Source organism: Geodermatophilus sp. SYSU D00691 (assembly GCF_054050275.1).
On the sequence record NZ_JBJGYZ010000042.1, the window covers coordinates 31,827 to 48,156 of the forward strand.

The window sequence follows — 16,330 nt, forward strand, 5'->3', positions numbered from 1 at the left end:
AGTTAGATTGATCGAGACCCGTACTCGGATCCGCGGGCGACGGCGCCCGATGGAGGGTCCGGGAGGAGAGGACCAGGCGTGCGCGAGTTCAGCGTCCCCGCGACCACGGAGGTCGGCCCCGGCGAGGCCATCCCCGACCTGCTGGCCGCCAACGTCGCCGAGCACGGCGACGAGGTCGGGTACCGCGTCCACCGCGACGGCCAGTGGCGGGACGTCACCTGGAAGCAGTTCGCCGACCAGGTCGCCGGCGTGGCCAAGGGGCTCATCGCCGCGGGTGTCGGCCCCGGCGACCGGGTCGCGCTGCAGGCGCGCACCCGCTACGAGTGGACCGTCTGCGACTTCGGCATCTGGGCCGCCGGCGCCGTCACCGTGCCGGTGTACGAGACCTCCAGCGCCGACCAGGTGGCCTGGATCCTGACCGACTCCGCCGCCAAGGCCGCGATCGTCGAGCGGGCCGAGCACGCCGAGACCATGGAGTCGGTGCGCGACCAGGCCCCGGAGCTCGGCCCGGTGTGGGTCATGGACGACGACGTGGTCGGCACGCTGACCGCGGCCGGCGGGGACGTCCCCGACAGCGAGCTCGAGGCCCGCCGGGCGACGCTCGGCGCCGACAGCCTGGCCACGCTCATCTACACCAGCGGCACCACCGGCCGGCCCAAGGGCTGCGAGCTGACCCACGGCAACTTCCTCTTCGAGATCAACAACGGCATGACGCTGCTCGGCCGGTTCCTGTCGGTCGAGGGCTCGCTGCTGCTGTTCATCCCGCTGGCCCACGTCCTGGCCCGGGTGCTGCAGGTCGGCGCCGTGAAGACCCGCACCGTCGTCGGGCACACCCCCGACGTCAAGAACCTGGTGGCCGACCTCGGCGAGTTCAAGCCGACGTTCGTGCTCGCCGTCCCGCGGGTGTTCGAGAAGGTCTACAACCAGGCCAAGGCCACCGCCGACGCCGGCGGCAAGGGCAAGATCTTCGACAAGGCCGCCCGGGTGGCCATCGACTGGTCGCGGGCGCAGGACAACGGCGGCCCCGGCCTCGCCCTGCGCGCCCAGCACGCGCTGTTCGACAAGCTGGTCTACGGCAAGCTGCGCGCCGCGCTCGGCGGCCGCTGCATCGGCGCGGTCTCCGGCGGCGCCCCGCTCGGCGAGCGGCTCGGCCACTTCTACCGGGGCATCGGCGTCACGGTGTACGAGGGCTACGGGCTCACCGAGACCACCGCGGCCGCCTCGGTCAACCACGACGAGGCCTTCCGGATCGGCACCGTGGGCCGCCCGCTGCCCGGCGTCTCCGCCGCCATCGCCGAAGACGGCGAGATCCTCATCAAGGGCGGCATCGTGATGCGCGGCTACTGGCAGAACGAGCAGGCCACTAAGGAGGCCATCGACGACGAGGGCTGGTTCCACACCGGCGACCTCGGCGAGATCGACGGCGACGGCTTCCTCAAGATCACCGGCCGCAAGAAGGAGATCCTGGTGACCGCGGGCGGCAAGAACGTCGCCCCCGCCGTCCTCGAGGACCGCCTCCGCGCGCACGCGCTGGTCAGCCAGTGCATCGTCGTCGGCGACCAGCGGCCGTTCATCGCCGCGCTCATCACCCTCGACGAGGAGGCCCTGCCGGCCTGGCTCGACCAGCGCGGCAAGCCGGAGGACACCACCGTCGAGCAGCTGCGCGACGACGAGGACCTGATCAAGGAGCTCGACGCCGCGGTGGCCGAGGCCAACAAGGCCGTCTCCAACGCCGAGGCGATCAAGAAGTACCGCGTCCTCGGCTCGGACTTCACCGAGGAGAACGGCATGCTGACGCCGAGCCTGAAGCTCAAGCGCGCCGTCGTCCTCAAGGAGCACGGCGCCGAGGTCGAGGCGCTCTACTCCCGCTGACCGGCGAGCAGCCGCTCGAAGGTGGCGGCGATGTGCGCCCACGACCAGCGCTGCTCGACCCACGCCCGGCCGGCCGCGCCCATCGCCGCGGCCTTCGCCGGGTCGTCGAGCAGCCCGCTGATCGCCGTCGCCACCGCGGCCGGTGAGCGGGGTTCGACCACGTGCCCGGTGACGCCGTCCCGGACGGCCTCCGGGGCGCCGCCGGAGGTGCCGGCCACCACCGGCCGGCCGCAGGCCGCCGCCTCGAGGAACACCATGCCCAGCCCCTCCACGTCGAGCCCGCCGCGGCGGGTCCGGCACGGCATGGCGAACACGTCCCCGGCGGCGTAGTGGGCCGGCAGCTCCGCCGGCGGCACGGGCCCGGCGAGGACGACGGACCCCTCGAGCCCGGCGGCCGTGACCGCCCGGCGCAGGCTCTTCTCCAGCGGCCCGCCGCCCACCAGCAGCAACCGGGCGCCGGGGTGCCGGGCCAGCACGCGCGGCCACGCCCCCACCAGCACGTCCTGGCCCTTGCGGGCGACCAGCCGCGACACGCACACCACGACCGGCGCCTCCCCCAGCCGGTGCCGGCGGCGGACGGCCGCGCCGTCGGCGTCCGGGGTGAAGTGGTCGACGTCGACGCCGGGTGAGAGCTGGGCCAGCGCGGTGCGGTCGCCCAGCGCGGGCGCCAGCCGGCCGCGGGTGTACTCGCTGATGTAGGTCAGCAGGTCCAGCTCGCCGGCGATGCGCTGCATGAGCTGCCGGGAGCCGGGCAGCGCCACCCAGCCGGTCTCGTGGCCGTGCGTGGCGCCGACCAGGCGCCGGACGCCGGCCGCGCGCAGGCCGGGGCCGAGCAGCCCCAGCGGGGCGGCCGCGCCGAAGAAGACGGTGTCGCAGGCGTGCGCGCGCACGAGCTCGGCCGCCGCCCGCGCGGTCCCCGGCGTGGGCAGCAGCATCGACGTCGGCCGCCGGACCACCGGGTAGGGCAGCCCGGCGTCGTAGGCCTCCCACCCCGGCGACCGCGAGGCCAGGACGACGAGGGACCCCGGGTCCGTGCGGGCCAGCAGCGCGGCGACGAAGGTCTGGATGCCGCCCTGGCGCGGCGGGAAGTCGTTGGTGACGACCAGGGTCTTGGGGCTCGTCACGGCCGGTCCAGCTCCGCCCAGTCGCGCGCCAGGGCCACCCGCTGGGAGGAGGTGGGGTGGCTGCCGAAGAACCACTGCCAGGCGGCCGGGGGGTCGGGCTGCGCGAGGTTGCGCGTGGCCAGCCGCTGCTGCATGGACACGAAGGCGTCCGGGTCCCGGGTGAGGTCGAGGGCGTGCACGTCGGCGCGCGCCTCCACGTGCCGCGACACCAGGTTCCGCACCGGGGTGGCCAGCAGCGTGCCGGCCGCGACCAGGAGCAGCGCCAGCGGGATCACCCGCGGATCGCCCGGCCCGTCGGCCCCGGCCCGGCGCAGCAGCGGCGACCAGGTCAGCAGCCAGCCGAACAGGGCGACGCCGGCCGCGGCGCCGAGCGCGCCGGTCAGCGTGCCGGTGAGGACGTCGTCGGTGGCGACGTGGCCGAGCTCGTGGGCGACGATCGACTCGATCTCGTCGTCGGGCAGCGTCCGGAGCGTCGTGTCGTAGAGGACGACGCGGCGGGTCGAGCCGAAGCCCGAGACGTAGGCGTTGAGCCCCGTCGTGCGCCGCGAGGCGTCGGAGACGAGCACGTCCTCGATCGGCGTGCCGTTCTCCTCGGCCAGGGCGAACAGGTCGGTGCGCAGCTGGCCGGCCGGCAGGGACTCGAAGCGGTTGAACGCCGGCTCGATGACGACCGGGTAGAGGAACGAGCCGACGACCACGAGCACCGCCGCGCCGGCGGCGGCCCACGCCCACCAGAACCGCGGCACCCGGCGGGCGAGCACCACCAGGGCCAGGACGCCGAGCGCGGTCAGGCCGGCGTCGATGGCGGTGGACACCGCGACGTCGCGGAGGAACAGCGGCCAGCTGCGGGTGGACAGCCCGTACCGGTGGCGGACCACCTCGCCGTACACCGCGAGCGGCAGGGTGACCAGCCGGCCGACGACGCCCAGCGCGAGCGTGCCGAGGAGGACCTGCCAGACCCAGCCGCCGCCGAGCGGGGCGGCGACGGCGCGCACGAGGCGGGCGCCCAGCCGGGTGAGGCCGAGAACGGCGGTGACGGCCAGGCCGAGGACCAGGTTGGCCAGCGAGGCCGGCCGGATCGCCGCGGCGAAGGAGTCGGCGCGGGCGACGACGTCGGCCGGGAGCCCGGCGGTGGGGTCGACCGGCGGCGAGCCGCCGGGCGGCGTGGGCAGCACGGTCCAGGGGGTCCGCAGGACCACCACGAGGACGAACGCGGCGCCGAGGAGCACCGCCGCGACCAGTGCGGCGCGGCGGACGGTCACCCGGCCACCATAGGGTCCGGGCGCGCAGAGGGCCGGTGACCCCCGTCGGGGTCACCGGCCCTCGTGGCGAGCCTGGCCGCTCAGGCGATGCGGCGGGCGCTGTTGAAGCCCGGCATCGAACCGACGCTGACCACCTTCACCGGCTGGCCGGACGTGGACGCGTGCACCATCTGGCCGTTGCCGATGTACATCGCCACGTGGCTGACCGGGCTGTAGAAGAAGATCAGGTCGCCCGGCTGCAGGGCGTCGCGGGACACCGGGGTGCCCATCCGCGACTGCATGCTGCTCGAGTGCGGCAGGCTGATGCCGGCCGCGGCGTAGGCGTACTGCGTGAGGCCGGAGCAGTCGAAGCTGTTCGGCCCACCGGCACCCCAGACGTAGGGGTCGCCGACCTGCGCCAGCGCCGTGCTGACCGCGGTCTGCGCGGCGGCGCTGCCACCGGCGGCCGGGGCGGCGGCCGGCGCGACGGCCGGGGCCGCGAGGGACTCGCCCCCGTGCGCGGCGGCGACCTGCTGCTGCTGGGCAGCGGTCAGCTGGTCGTACTGCTCCTGGTAGTCGGCGATGTCCGCCTGGAGCTCGGCCTCCTGGGCCTCGATGGTGTCCAGGGTCTGCTGGGCCTCCGCGGCGGCCGCGTCGGCCTCGCCGCGGGCGTCCTCGGCCGCGGCGGCCGCCTCGGCCACCTCCTCGATCGCCTCGGTGGTGTGGCCGGCGATCGCCTCGAGGGTGCCGAGCTGGGTGAGGAAGTCCTCGGCGGACTCGCTGGTCAGCATCACGTCCAGCGCGCGCAGGTTCTGGTCGCCGCCGGTGTAGGCGCTGTGGGCGAGCTGGCGGATCTGCCCGTCGAGCGAGTCGAGCTGCTGCTGCGCCGCGGCGGCGTCGGCCTCGGCCGCGGTGACGGCGGCCTGCTGCAGCGCGAGCTCCTCGCGGGCGGTGTTGACCTGCTCCTGGACGACCTCGAGCTGGTGGCTGGCCTCGGCGACGAGCTGGGCGGCCTGCTCGGGGGAGGTCGCGCGGCCGGGCTCGGCGGCGGCCGTGCCGGGCAGCAGCGTGACGGTCAGCGCCGCGGTCACGCCCAGCAGCAGCCCGGAACGGAGCCAGGCGGAGGGGCGGGTGCGGGTGGTGCGGTGTGGTTCGGAGGGTGCGTGGGCATGCCCCAGGGCAGGGCGAGACGTCGCCACGTTCGGCGGCTCTCCTTCTTCCTCAGCTGACCGCCTACCGAGTTAGCTGACGGGTTCGGGCTGGGAAGAAAAAGGTGCCCTATCTCGGTGCCCCGGCGAGCCGGCGCACGTGAGAACTCACCCCAGTACTGCGGTGGGTCCCCGGTTCACCTCGGACACCTGGCGGTGCCGTCGGCGATTCGGCGGTGTCCGTCCGAGGCCGCCCCGGTGGGCGACGACCGCTCGGTCGAACGGAGCGACCATACGGGCGTGATGCAGGTGTGACAAACGGGGCCCCCTGGGTTTGTCGTGATCGTCACTGCGAGCAGCATCACGGCGGCGCGCCGTGATCGCCCCACATGGCGCCGGGGGTACCGCGACTCAGCCGGTCCGCCGGCCGTCCTCGCCGCCGGACGTGCCCGGGGAGTGGCGCAGCGGGGGCACCAGCCCGACCTCGGCCAGGGCGCGCACCGCGCGCCGCTCGACGTCGTCGAACTCCACGACCACGCCCGGGGGTGGCACGACGGCGTCCTCGGCCGTCCGGGCCGGCTCGGTGCGGGCGGGAGCGCGGTCGGGCAGCGCGAGGACCACCGGGTCGTCGGTCTGCCAGCCGGGGGGCGCGCCCAGCAGCACGGTGACGACGCAGTCGGCGCAGCCCGTCCCGCGGGAGGTGCAGGTGTCGCAGTCGATGAGCATCGGTGTGTTCTCCTCCGTGAGTCGTCCGCACGGTAGGAGCGGCCACCGACAGTTCCGGGCCGCGAGGGTTGACAGGCGGGCGGTCAGGTGCCTGCGTACTCCCAGTGCCACGGCTCCTCGCGCCCGTTGCCCGGGTCGGCCCAGGTCGGGTGCAGCCAGCCGAAGCGGCCGGCGTTGGCCACCATCCAGGCGTACTGCGGCGTGCCGAAGGACTCGATGCCGCCGCACAGGTCCACGGCCAGCCCCCAGCCGTGGTTGCTGGTGCCGGGCACCGCGGCCAGCGCGGGCTTCTGCCCGTACAGGCGCACCTGGCTGGCGTAGGTGCGGTAGGAGTCGGTGATGCAGATCGGCGTGCCGAAGGTCCCGGCGAAGGCCGTCGACATCGCCTTCCACGCGGCGGCGGCGTCGCAGCGCAGCGAGTGGCCGCCGACCCCGATCGGGCACAGCGCGCTGGGCGGGATCAGCCCGTTGGGGTAGCCGCCCCACGACCGGGCGCCGTCGTAGCTCGGCGGGTAGACGGTGTTGCCGCACTCCACCCGCAGCGCGCCGCCCGTCGGCCCGGGGGCCGCGACCGGTGCGCGCTGGCCGAGGCTCGGTCGGCCGATGCCGATCACCTGGTCGGTCGGCAGCCGGCGGACGACGACGGCGCCGGCCCGGGCGTCGGCGGCCAGCATCGTCTGCGGGTCGAGGGCGATGCCGACGTGCCCGAGCCCCGACTCGGGCGTGCCGAGGAACACCAGGTCGCCGGGGAGGACGTCGCGGGCGTCGACCGGCGTGGTCCCGGCGAACAGCCCCGCCTGGTCCCCCGGCAGCTGGAGCCCGGCCGCCCCGAACACCGACTGAACCAGCGAGCCGCAGGCCCACGAGTCCGGGCCCGCGGTGCCCGGCGCGTAGGGCAGGCCCAGCTGGTCCATGGCCGCCGAGACGGCGGCGAGGGTCTCGGCGGGCAGGACGAGCAGCGAGGTCGGCTGGCCCGGCCGCTGCGCCGCGCCGGCCTGCGCGCCACCGGCGGCCGAGGCGACCGGGACCAGCCCTGCGGGCAGCGTCGCGGCCGGGTCGAGCAGCTCGGCGGCGGGCGGCGGCACGACCCCGGCGGCGGCGAGCTGATCGACGTAGACCCGCCAGTTGGCCGCCGTTCGCGAGTTGACCTCCAGCTGCTCCCGCTGCAGCTGGGTGAGCTGGTCGTCGACGACGTCGAGCGCCCGGTCGAGCTCCTCGGTGACCGCGGCGGCCTGCGCCTCCAGCTCCTGGATCTGCACCTGCACCTGGTCGGCCCGCTGCCGCGCGGCGTCCAGCGCCGCCTGCGCCGCGGCCTGGTCGGCCAGCGCGGCCTGCCGCTGCTGCTCGGCGGCGGCGAGCACCTCGGCGGTGTAGGCGTCGACGGCGTCGAGGTAGCCCAGGGCCGCGACGATGTCGCCGGGGTCGCCACCGGTCAGCAGCACCGTCAGCGGGGTGAGCGAACCGCCGTCGCGGTAGGCCGCGGCCGCGTACCGCGCCACCACCGCCTGCCGCTCGGCGAGCACGCCCTCGGTGTCGGCGAGCGCGGCCTGCGCGGCGTCGACCTGCTGCTGGGCGAGGGCGAGCTCCTCGCGCGCGGCCGCGATCTCCGCCTGCCGCTGCTGCAGCCCGGACTGCACCTCGGCGGCGCGCTGCTGGAGGCTGTCCAGCGCCGAGCTGTCGAGGACGCCGGAGGTGCCGCCGGGCTGGTCGCTCGGCGCGGCGGCGGCCGGGGTCGCGACGGCGACCGCGGCGGCCACGACGACGACCGGGAGGATCGCCGTCCACCGGCGTCGGGCGCGCCACCGGGAGCGCGGGAGCATGCAACCACCTCTGCGGGACGGGGCCGCTGCGCCCCTACGACGGAATCGTGACCTGGTCCCTCCCTCCTCGCCAGGTGAGCAGCCGTTTTACCCCTCCCGGGCGACCCGTGGGCGGCTCCGGCGCCCGCCGTCGCCGAACGGTGCCCGGCCCCCCGGGCCCGGCGCGCGTCCCCGGGACTGTCGGCCCCCCGACCTACCGTCCGCCCCGTGCCCCCCTCCCCCGGTCCCCTTCCCGCTCCCCGGGCCGGCTCCCGCGTCTTCGACCCGCCGGGCTTCGTGCAGGCGACGATCGACGAGCTCGGCACGCCGCTGGCCGAGGTGACCTTCGTCGTCGTCGATCTCGAGACCACCGGCGGCTCGCCCAAGGACAGCGCCATCACCGAGATCGGCGCGGTCAAGGTCCGCGGCGGCGAGGTGCTCGGCGAGTTCCAGACGCTCGTCGACCCGGGCACCGCGATCCCGCCCTACATCAGCGTCCTCACCGGCATCACCTCGGCGATGGTGGCCACCGCCCCGCGGATCGGCGCCGTCCTGCCCGCCTTCCTCGAGTTCGCGCGCGGCGCGGTGCTGGTGGCGCACAACGCGCCGTTCGACATCGGCTTCCTCAAGGCCGCCTGCGCCGAGAACGGCTTCGCCTGGCCCCCGGCCGCGTCGGTCGACACCGCCGTCCTGGCCCGGCGGCTGCTCACCAGCGACGAGGTGCCCAACTGCAAGCTGGCCACCCTCGCCCCGTACTTCGCCACCACGACCCAGCCGTGCCACCGCGCGCTGGCCGACGCGCGGGCCACCGTCGACGTCCTGCACGGGCTCTTCGAGCGGCTCGGCCCGCTGGGCATCACGTCGCTGGAGGAGCTGACCTCGCTCACCCGGCAGATCGACCCCGAGCGGCGGCGCAAGCGGCACCTGGCCGACGACGTCCCGCACGGTCCGGGCGTCTACGTCTTCCGCGGCCCGCGCGACGAGCCGCTCTACGTCGGGACGTCGAACGACCTGCGCAGCCGCGTCCGCAGCTACTTCTCCGCCAGCGAGCAGCGCAGCCGCATCACCGAGATGATCGGGCTGGCCACGCGGGTCGAGGCGCTGTCCTGCGCGCACGACCTGGAGGCCGCGGTCCGCGAGCTGCGGCTGATCGCCGAGCACAAGCCCCGCTACAACCGCCGGTCCCGCTTCCCCGAGCGCGCGCTGTGGCTGCGGCTGACCGAGGAGCCCTTCCCGCGGCTCTCCGTCGTCCGCCGGGTCCGCCCGGGCGCCGGGGTGTTCCTCGGGCCGTTCCCCGACCGCCGGGCGGCCGACGCCGCGGCCGCCGCGGTGCACGAGGCGCTGCCGCTGCGCCAGTGCACCGCCCGCCTCTCGCCGCGGACGCACACCACCGCCTGCGCGCTGGCCGGCATGGGCCGCTGCGGGGCGCCGTGCACCGGCGCCCAGTCGGTCGAGGAGTACGCCGGCATCGCGGCGGTGTTCCGGTCCGCCGTCGCCTCCGACCCGCGCGAGATCGTCGCCCCGCTGCTGGCCCGGGTCGAGCGGCTCTCCGCCGAGGAGCGGTACGAGGACGCCGCCGTGCTGCGCGACCGCATCGCGGTGCTGGTGCGCGCCGTCCGCCGCCGCCAGCGGCTGGAGTCGCTGGCCCGCGTCCGCGAGCTCGTGCTCGCCCGTCCCGACGGCGACGGCGGCTGGCAGCTGTCCGTCGTCCGCCGCGGCCGGCTGGTCGCCGCGGGGAACGCGCCGCGGGGCACGACCGTGCGCGGCACGCTGGCCGGCCTGCTGGCCACCGCCGAGACCCCCGTCGGGCCCGAGGACGAGCCCGCCGCCTCCGTCGACGAGACCGAGCTGGTCATGCGCTGGATCGAGAAGCCGGGCACGCGGCTGGTGCAGGTGGAGGGCGTGCTCGCCTGCCCCGCCCCGGGCACCGGTCCCTACACCGGTTTCCTCGACCGGGTCGAGGCCGGCCGGGCCGAGCGCGACCCCTTCGCCGACTCCCGCTCGCTGGGCACGCGGGCCCGCCCGGACCGCGTGCGGCCGGAGGCCGCGCCGAACCGGCGACCCCGGCTAGGCTCCCCGGCGTGATCACCGCCATCGTGATGATCGACGCGGCCACCGACTCCATCGGCGAGGTGGCCCAGGCCGTCGCCGACCTCGAGGGCGTCAGCGAGGTCTACTCCGTCGCCGGCGACACCGACCTGATCGCGGTCGTCCGCGTGCGCGAGTTCGAGCAGATCGCCGAGGTGATCGCCGGGCGGATCAACAAGGTGCCCGGCGTCGTCGACACCGACACCCACATCGCCTTCCGGGCCTACTCGAAGCACGACCTCGAGTCGGCCTTCTCCATCGGCTTCGACACCGCCGACTGAGAGGACCCCTTGCCCCCGACGCTCGCACGCCCACGCCGGGACCCTGCAGGGGGGCGTCAGGTCTGCGCGAGTTCCCGGCTGACCGCCACCCACCGGTCGAGCAGCGCGGCCGCCCGGCCGTCGTCGACCGCCGCGGCCGCGGTCGCCATGCCGGCCGCCAGGGCGTCGTGCAGCCGCTCGGCCCGCGTGCCGTAGGCGGCCAGCGCCGCCGCGGCGTTGAGCAGGACGGCGTCGCGCACCGGCCCGCGCTCGCCGTCGACCACCCGGCGGAAGACATCGGCGTTGAACCGCGGGTCGCCGCCGCGCAGCGCGCCCTCCGGCGGCGGGGCGATGCCCAGCGCGGTCGGGTCGACGCGGTCGGGCTCGACCTCGCCGTCGCGCACCACCCAGGCCGAGGACGTCGTCGCCGTGGTCAGCTCGTCCAGCCCGTCGTCCCCGCGGAAGACCACCGCGCGGGTGCCCCGCCCGGCCAGCACCGCGGCGAGCACCGGCGCCATCCGCAGGTCAGCGCAGCCGATGGCCGCGGCGACCGGGCGGGCCGGGTTCGTGAGCGGGCCGAGGAAGTTGAAGACGGTGCCGATGCCCATCTCCCGCCGGGGCACGGCCGCGTGCCGCATGCCGGGGTGGAAGACCGGTGCGAAGAAGAACCCGATGCCGGCCTGCTGCACGCACCGCGCGACCCCGTCGGCGGGCAGGTCGATGGCGACGCCGAGGGCCTCGAGCACGTCGGCCGAGCCCGAGGACGACGAGGCCGCCCGGTTGCCGTGCTTGGCCACCGGGGCGCCGGTGGCCGCGGCCACCACCGCCGCCATCGAGGAGATGTTGACCGTGTGCGCCCCGTCGCCGCCGGTGCCGACGACGTCGACGCTGTCCAGCGGCAGGTCGACCGGCGTCGCGCGGTCGCGCATGGTGTCGGCGAGGCCGGCGACCTCCTCGGGCGCCTCGCCCTTGGCCCGCAGCGCCACCACGAAGGCGGCGATCTGCGCCGGGCTGGCCTCGCCGGACATGATCTCGCCCATCGCCCAGGCGGTGTCGGCCGCGGTGAGGTCCTGCCGGGCCAGCAGCCGGGTCAGCAGCCCCGGCCAGGTGGGGGTGGTCACCGCCGCGTGGCGGGCGGCCGCGCGGCGTGCTCGCGGAGCAGCTCGGCCACCACGGCGGGCGCGGTCAGCGGGTCGACCGGGAGCGGCAGCGTGCCGTCGGCCATCGACCAGTGGGCCAGCCAGCGGTCGGGCTGGCGCGCGATGAGCACGCACAGCGCCGGGCTGTCGACCAGTTCCTCCTTGAGCTGGCGGGCCAGCGCGAGACCGCCGGTCGGCTGCGCCTCGCCGTCGAGGATGCAGAGGTCGATCCCGCCGAGGTCGACGGCCGTGACCACCTCGTCGCCGGTCACGCACTCGACCCAGGTGAGCGGGCCGACGTCGGCGGCCGGCCGGCGGCCGACGGCCGTGCGGACGGCCTCCCGCACCTCGGGACGGGAGCTGTACACCAGCACGGTTGCTTCGGTCACGCGCGCGAGCCTAGTGCCCGCGACCAGCGGTTCCCGGGAAGGCCGCCGGCGCTCGGTCTCGAGGAGGTCACGGTCGCCGCCACGCCATCGCACCCGCGGTCGTGACCACCCTGCGCCGATGCCATGATGAGGCCGTGACAACGGCCCCCGTTGCGAGCAGCACCTTCGACACGTCGCGGGTGCACTCCCTGACCCGACCGAACATGGTCAGCGTCGGCACGATCATCTGGCTCTCCAGCGAGCTGATGTTCTTCGCCGGGTTGTTCGCCATGTACTTCACCGCGCGCGCCCGGGCGACCGAGGGGTGGCCGCCGGAGCCGACCGAGCTCAACCTGCCGTACGCGCTGGTCTTCACGATCATCCTGGTCGCGTCGTCGGTCACCTGCCAGCTCGGCGTGTTCGCGGCCGAGCAGGGCAACGTCTACGGCCTGCGCCGTTGGTTCACGATCACCTTCGTCATGGGCCTGGTCTTCGTGCTCGCCCAGGCGAACGAGTACCGCGTGCTCGTCACCGACCACGCCACGACGATCTCGTCCTCGACGTACGGCTCGGTCTTCTACCTGACCACCGGCTTCCACGCGCTGCACGTCATCGGTGGGCTGATCGCCTTCGTCTACCTGCTCATCCGGTCCACCATGGGCCGCTTCACGCCGGCGCAGGCGACCTCGGCGATCGTGGTCTCCTACTACTGGCACTTCGTCGACGTCGTGTGGGTCGGGCTCTTCGCCACGATCTACCTGATCCGCTAGGGAAACGGTGTCCACCACGAACCCGCAGTCCGACGCCCCGCGCGACGAGGAGTCCCCGGCCGGCGGCAGTCGCCGCCGCTCCGGTGGCGCGCCGGCCGACCGGGCCCGCGCCCGCCGCCGCTCCAAGGCGCGCCGCCGCGTGGCGAACGTCGCCGGCCTGATGGCCGCGCTGGTGCTCACCGGCGCCCTGTACTCGACCCTCGCCCCGGCCAACGCGGCCGACGACGGCGCCACCTCCGGGTCGGCCGCGGTCGAGGCCGGTCGCGAGCTGTACGAGACCAGCTGCATCACCTGCCACGGCGACAACCTCGAGGGCGTGCCCAACCGCGGCCCGTCGCTCATCGGCGTCGGCGAGGCGGCCGTCTACTTCCAGGTGCACACCGGCCGCATGCCGCTGGTGCGCAACGAGGCCGACGCGCAGAACAAGCCCCGGGTCTTCTCCGACGAGGAGATCGACCAGCTGATGGCCTACGTCCAGGCCAACGGCGGCGGCCCGACGCTCCCCTCCGGGGACCTGCGCGACGGCGACGTGGCCGTGGGTGGCGAGCTGTTCCGGCTGAACTGCTCCTCCTGCCACAACTTCGTCGGCCGCGGCGGCGCGCTCTCCTCCGGCAAGGCCGCTCCCAGCCTGGTCGACAGCACCGACCTCGAGATCTACACCGCGATGCTCACCGGCCCCGAGAACATGCCGGTGTTCGGGGACAACCAGCTGACCCCCGAGGAGAAGCGGTCGATCATCGACTACGTGCAGACGCTCAACGAGCAGTCCGACCCCGGTGGCGCCGGCATCGGCCGGATCGGCCCGGTCGGTGAGGGTCTGGTGATCTGGGTCGTCGGCATCGGGGCGATGATGTTCGCGGTCTTCTGGATGGGGAGCAAGGCGTGAGTGCGCGCGAGGAGCGCCCGGGCAGCACCGGGGGCCAGGAGCACGGCGGGCTGGACGCCCAGTACAGCCGGGAGCGGCTGGCCACGATGAGCCGCGACGAGCTGGACGCCCTCGGCGCGGCCCAGGACGGCGTCGAGGTCCTGCACGTCGACCCGGGCCCCGAGCCGGGCTCGACGCTGGAGAAGCGCGCCGTCCGCCAGGTGGGCACGCTGTTCTTCCTCGCCGGCCTGCTGTCGTTCGGCTTCGTCGTCGTCTACGTCGGCTCGGGCTGGTTCCTGCCCGAGTGGAACTGGGCCGAGCACCCGGGCACCTGGAGCACGCTGTTCACCCCGCTGCTCGGGGCGACCCTGGGCCTGGCCCTCACCTTCGTGGGCATCGGCCTGGTCCTCTACACCAAGAAGCTCCTGCCGCACGAGACCGCGGTGCAGGTCAAGCACGACGCCGGCCACTTCGACCAGATGACGACGTCGGCGACGCTCGTCGGCTGGGGCCACCGCAGCGGCCTGGCCCGGCGCAAGCTGCTCACCCGCTCGCTGCTGTTCATGGGCGGCGGCGTCGGCCTGGCGCTCATCCTCCCGCTCGGCGGTCTGATCAAGGACCCGAACAAGGGCAACCCGCTGGGCACCACCCCGTGGGGCCGCGGGGTCCGGCTGGTCCGCGACGACGGCACCCCGATCCGGCCCGGCGACGCCGAGCCGGGCTCGCTGGAGACGGTCTTCCCGGCGGTCGAGGGCGGCAACCGGGCCAGCGACGCCGCGACCATGCTCTTCCGGCTGCGGCCGGAGCAGATGGCGGTCTACGAGGCGCGCCCCGGCCAGGAGGACTTCGGCTACGCCGACTACGTCGCGTTCTCCAAGATCTGCACGCACCTGGGTTGCCCGGTGTCGCTGTACGAGCAGGAGACCAGCCGGATCCTCTGCCCGTGCCACCAGTCGCAGTTCGACATCACGAAGGCGGCCAAGCCGGTCTTCGGGCCGGCCACGCGCTCGCTCCCCCAGCTGCCGATCACGGTCGACGACGACGGCTACTTCGTCGCGCGCAGCGACTACCCTGAGCCCGTCGGGCCCAGCTACTGGAACCGGGAGAACGCCTGATGGCTCGCACCGCCACCGCGCCGGGAGTGCCGACCACGCGCCTCGGCAAGGCCGCCGTCGAGCTCGACGAGCGCTTCGTCGCGGCCAACTGGTTCCGGCGGACCCTGAACAAGGTCTACCCCGACCACTGGTCGTTCCTGCTGGGCGAGATCGCGCTCTACTCCTTCGTCGTCCTGCTGCTGTCCGGTACCTACCTGACGTTCTTCTTCGACGCCTCGATGCGTGAGGTCGTCTACGACGGCTCGTACGCACCGCTGCGCGGCATCGAGATGTCGGCGGCCTACGACTCGGCCCTCGACCTCTCGTTCGACGTCCGCGGCGGCCTGTTCATGCGGCAGCTGCACCACTGGGCGGCGCTGCTGTTCGTCGCCTCGATCGTGGTGCACCTGCTGCGCATCTTCTTCACCGGCGCCTTCCGCCGGCCGCGCGAGACCAACTGGCTGATCGGCGTGGGCCTGCTGGTGCTGGCGCTCCTCGAGGGGCTCACGGGCTACACGATCCCCGACGACCTGCTCTCCGGTACCGGCCTCCGCATCATCAGCGCCATCATCCTGTCCATCCCGGTGATCGGTCCGTGGGCCTACTTCGCGGTCTTCGGCGGAGACTTCCCGGGTGAACTGATCATCTCGCGCTTCTTCATCGTGCACGTCCTGCTGTTCCCGGGGATCATCCTGGCGCTGATCACGATCCACCTGCTGCTGCTGATCAAGCAGAAGCACACCCAGTTCCCCGGGCCGGGTCGGACCGAGCACAACGTCGTCGGCAACCGGTTCTTCCCGGTCTTCGCGGCGAAGTCCGGCGGTCTGTTCTTCGTGGTGTTCGGCGTGTGCGCCGCGCTCGGCGGCCTGGTGCAGATCAACCCGATCTGGCTGTGGGGGCCGTACAACCCTGCGCAGGTGTCGGCGGCGTCGCAGCCCGACTGGTACGTCGGCTTCCTCGACGGCTCGACCCGTCTGTGGCCGGCCTGGGACATCGTCCTGCCCGGCGGCTACACCATCCCGGCGCCGGTCTGGCCGACGCTGGTGCTGCCCGGGATCATGTTCACGCTCCTGGCGCTGTACCCGGTCATCGAGCGCAAGCTGACCCGGGACACCGCCTCGCACCACCTGCTCCAGCGGCCGCGGGACGTCCCCGTCCGGACCTCGCTGGGCATGATGGCGCTCACCTTCTACGTGGTGCTGCTCATCTCCGGCGGCAACGACGTCATCGCCGACAAGTTCGACATCAGCCTCAACGCGATGACCTGGTTCGGCCGGATCGGCATGGTGGTCCTCCCGCCGCTGGCGTACGTGATCACCTACCGCATCTGCCTGGGCCTGCAGCAGCACGACCGCGAGGTGCTCGAGCACGGCATCGAGACCGGCGTCATCCGGCGGCTGCCCCACGGTGAGTTCATCGAGGTGCACCAGCCGCTCGGCGCGGTCGACGAGCACGGTCACGGTGCGCTGGCCTACGGCGGCGCCCCGGTGCCCAAGCGGATGAACCAGGTCGGCGGTGCCCGGCGCGCGATCCGCGGGTTCTTCAGCCCGATCGAGTCGCCGACGGCGGTGGAGGCCGAGCAGCGGGCGGAGGGCCGCGGGCTGGCCGCGGCGGAGCCCGGCCGCGAGCTCACCACCAGCGGCCGCCCGTCCGAGGGTGGCCGGCCCTCCGACGGCGGACGGCCGCAGGAGCCGCGCGACTAGGCGAGGTCGTTCGCAGCCGGGGCCCGGCGCCCGCGGTGCGCCGGGGCCCAGCTGGTTACCCCGCCCCCCGTGCCCCGCCCCCACGGGGTGGGCTGCGGGGGGCGCCCGTGATTTGTTGGGGGGGGGGGGGCGG

14 protein-coding genes and 1 riboswitch are annotated in these 16,330 nt (G+C 74.5%); of the genes, 7 read left to right on the forward strand and 7 right to left on the reverse strand.

The features are described 5' to 3' along the window. Nucleotides 1–78 precede the first annotated feature (78 nt). Nucleotides 79–1,872, forward strand: coding sequence for an AMP-dependent synthetase/ligase (locus ACI797_RS24100; RefSeq protein WP_456862180.1), 1,794 nt, complete (start codon nucleotides 79–81; stop codon nucleotides 1,870–1,872). On the opposite strand, the gene ACI797_RS24105 is transcribed toward ACI797_RS24100, so the two are convergent. The 5 genes from ACI797_RS24105 to ACI797_RS24125 form a co-directional block, all read right to left on the reverse strand. Next, a complete protein-coding gene (locus ACI797_RS24105; RefSeq protein ID WP_456862182.1) occupies nucleotides 1,860–2,996 on the reverse strand; it encodes a glycosyltransferase family 4 protein in 1,137 nt (378 codons plus the stop codon). The genes ACI797_RS24100 and ACI797_RS24105 overlap by 13 nt on opposite strands. Next, nucleotides 2,993–4,258 carry a M48 family metallopeptidase gene (locus tag ACI797_RS24110; protein WP_456862184.1) on the reverse strand — a complete coding sequence of 422 codons (1,266 nt, stop codon included), beginning with the start codon at nucleotides 4,256–4,258 and terminating at the stop codon, nucleotides 2,993–2,995. Before ACI797_RS24110 ends, ACI797_RS24105 begins: the two co-directional genes overlap by 4 nt. 80 nt (nucleotides 4,259–4,338) lie before the next feature. Next, nucleotides 4,339–5,328 carry an NlpC/P60 family protein gene (locus ACI797_RS24115; RefSeq protein WP_456862186.1) on the reverse strand — a complete coding sequence of 330 codons (990 nt, stop codon included), beginning with the start codon at nucleotides 5,326–5,328 and terminating at the stop codon, nucleotides 4,339–4,341. A 124-nt stretch (nucleotides 5,329–5,452) separates the two neighbouring features. Continuing rightward, nucleotides 5,453–5,631, reverse strand: a riboswitch (cyclic di-AMP (ydaO/yuaA leader). Between the two features lie 165 nt (nucleotides 5,632–5,796). Further along, a complete protein-coding gene (locus ACI797_RS24120) occupies nucleotides 5,797–6,111 on the reverse strand; it encodes a hypothetical protein (protein WP_456862188.1) in 315 nt (104 codons plus the stop codon). An 83-nt stretch (nucleotides 6,112–6,194) separates the two neighbouring features. Then, complete coding sequence (locus tag ACI797_RS24125) at nucleotides 6,195–7,931, reverse strand: D-alanyl-D-alanine carboxypeptidase family protein (protein WP_456862189.1); 1,737 nt, start codon at nucleotides 7,929–7,931, stop codon at nucleotides 6,195–6,197. Nucleotides 7,932–8,138: 207 nt separating this feature from the next. Between ACI797_RS24125 and ACI797_RS24130 the strand changes: the two genes are divergently transcribed. Further along, nucleotides 8,139–9,995 (forward strand): DEDD exonuclease domain-containing protein, encoded by a 1,857-nt coding sequence (locus ACI797_RS24130; protein WP_456862191.1) that lies wholly within the window; start codon nucleotides 8,139–8,141, stop codon nucleotides 9,993–9,995. Then, nucleotides 9,992–10,279: an Lrp/AsnC family transcriptional regulator gene (locus tag ACI797_RS24135; RefSeq protein ID WP_456862193.1), complete on the forward strand. Its 288-nt coding sequence runs from the start codon at nucleotides 9,992–9,994 to the stop codon at nucleotides 10,277–10,279. The genes ACI797_RS24130 and ACI797_RS24135 overlap by 4 nt, the downstream gene beginning before the upstream one ends. A 56-nt stretch (nucleotides 10,280–10,335) precedes the next feature. Here ACI797_RS24135 and trpD read toward each other — a convergent pair whose 3' ends face one another. Both trpD and ACI797_RS24145 read right to left on the reverse strand, forming a co-directional pair. Further along, on the reverse strand, nucleotides 10,336–11,379 hold the full coding sequence (gene trpD, locus ACI797_RS24140) for an anthranilate phosphoribosyltransferase (protein WP_456862195.1): 1,044 nt from the start codon (nucleotides 11,377–11,379) through the stop codon (nucleotides 10,336–10,338). Continuing rightward, complete coding sequence (locus ACI797_RS24145; RefSeq protein WP_456539361.1) at nucleotides 11,376–11,786, reverse strand: hypothetical protein; 411 nt, start codon at nucleotides 11,784–11,786, stop codon at nucleotides 11,376–11,378. The genes trpD and ACI797_RS24145 overlap by 4 nt, the downstream gene beginning before the upstream one ends. Nucleotides 11,787–11,920: 134 nt before the next feature. Between ACI797_RS24145 and ctaE the strand changes: the two genes are divergently transcribed. Genes ctaE through qcrB form a run of 4 tightly spaced genes read left to right on the forward strand, consistent with a single transcriptional unit; the run spans nucleotide 11,921 to nucleotide 16,197 of the window. After that, nucleotides 11,921–12,535 carry an aa3-type cytochrome oxidase subunit III gene (gene ctaE, locus ACI797_RS24150; protein ID WP_456539362.1) on the forward strand — a complete coding sequence of 205 codons (615 nt, stop codon included), beginning with the start codon at nucleotides 11,921–11,923 and terminating at the stop codon, nucleotides 12,533–12,535. A 7-nt stretch (nucleotides 12,536–12,542) separates the two neighbouring features. Continuing rightward, complete coding sequence (gene qcrC, locus ACI797_RS24155; RefSeq protein WP_456862198.1) at nucleotides 12,543–13,421, forward strand: cytochrome bc1 complex diheme cytochrome c subunit; 879 nt, start codon at nucleotides 12,543–12,545, stop codon at nucleotides 13,419–13,421. Then, nucleotides 13,418–14,515: a cytochrome bc1 complex Rieske iron-sulfur subunit gene (qcrA, locus tag ACI797_RS24160; protein ID WP_456862200.1), complete on the forward strand. Its 1,098-nt coding sequence runs from the start codon at nucleotides 13,418–13,420 to the stop codon at nucleotides 14,513–14,515. The genes qcrC and qcrA overlap by 4 nt, the downstream gene beginning before the upstream one ends. Then, a complete protein-coding gene (qcrB, locus tag ACI797_RS24165; protein WP_456862203.1) occupies nucleotides 14,515–16,197 on the forward strand; it encodes a cytochrome bc1 complex cytochrome b subunit in 1,683 nt (560 codons plus the stop codon). The genes qcrA and qcrB overlap by 1 nt, the downstream gene beginning before the upstream one ends. Nucleotides 16,198–16,330: the final 133 nt, after the last annotated feature.

Coding starts and splice junctions, on each gene's coding strand:
- ACI797_RS24120 (WP_456862188.1), bottom strand. CDS start 6,111: ATGCTCATCGACTGCGACACCTGCACCTCCCGCGGGACGGGCTGCGCC.
- qcrB (WP_456862203.1), top strand. CDS start 14,515: ATGGCTCGCACCGCCACCGCGCCGGGAGTGCCGACCACGCGCCTCGGC.
- ACI797_RS24125 (WP_456862189.1), bottom strand. CDS start 7,931: ATGCTCCCGCGCTCCCGGTGGCGCGCCCGACGCCGGTGGACGGCGATC.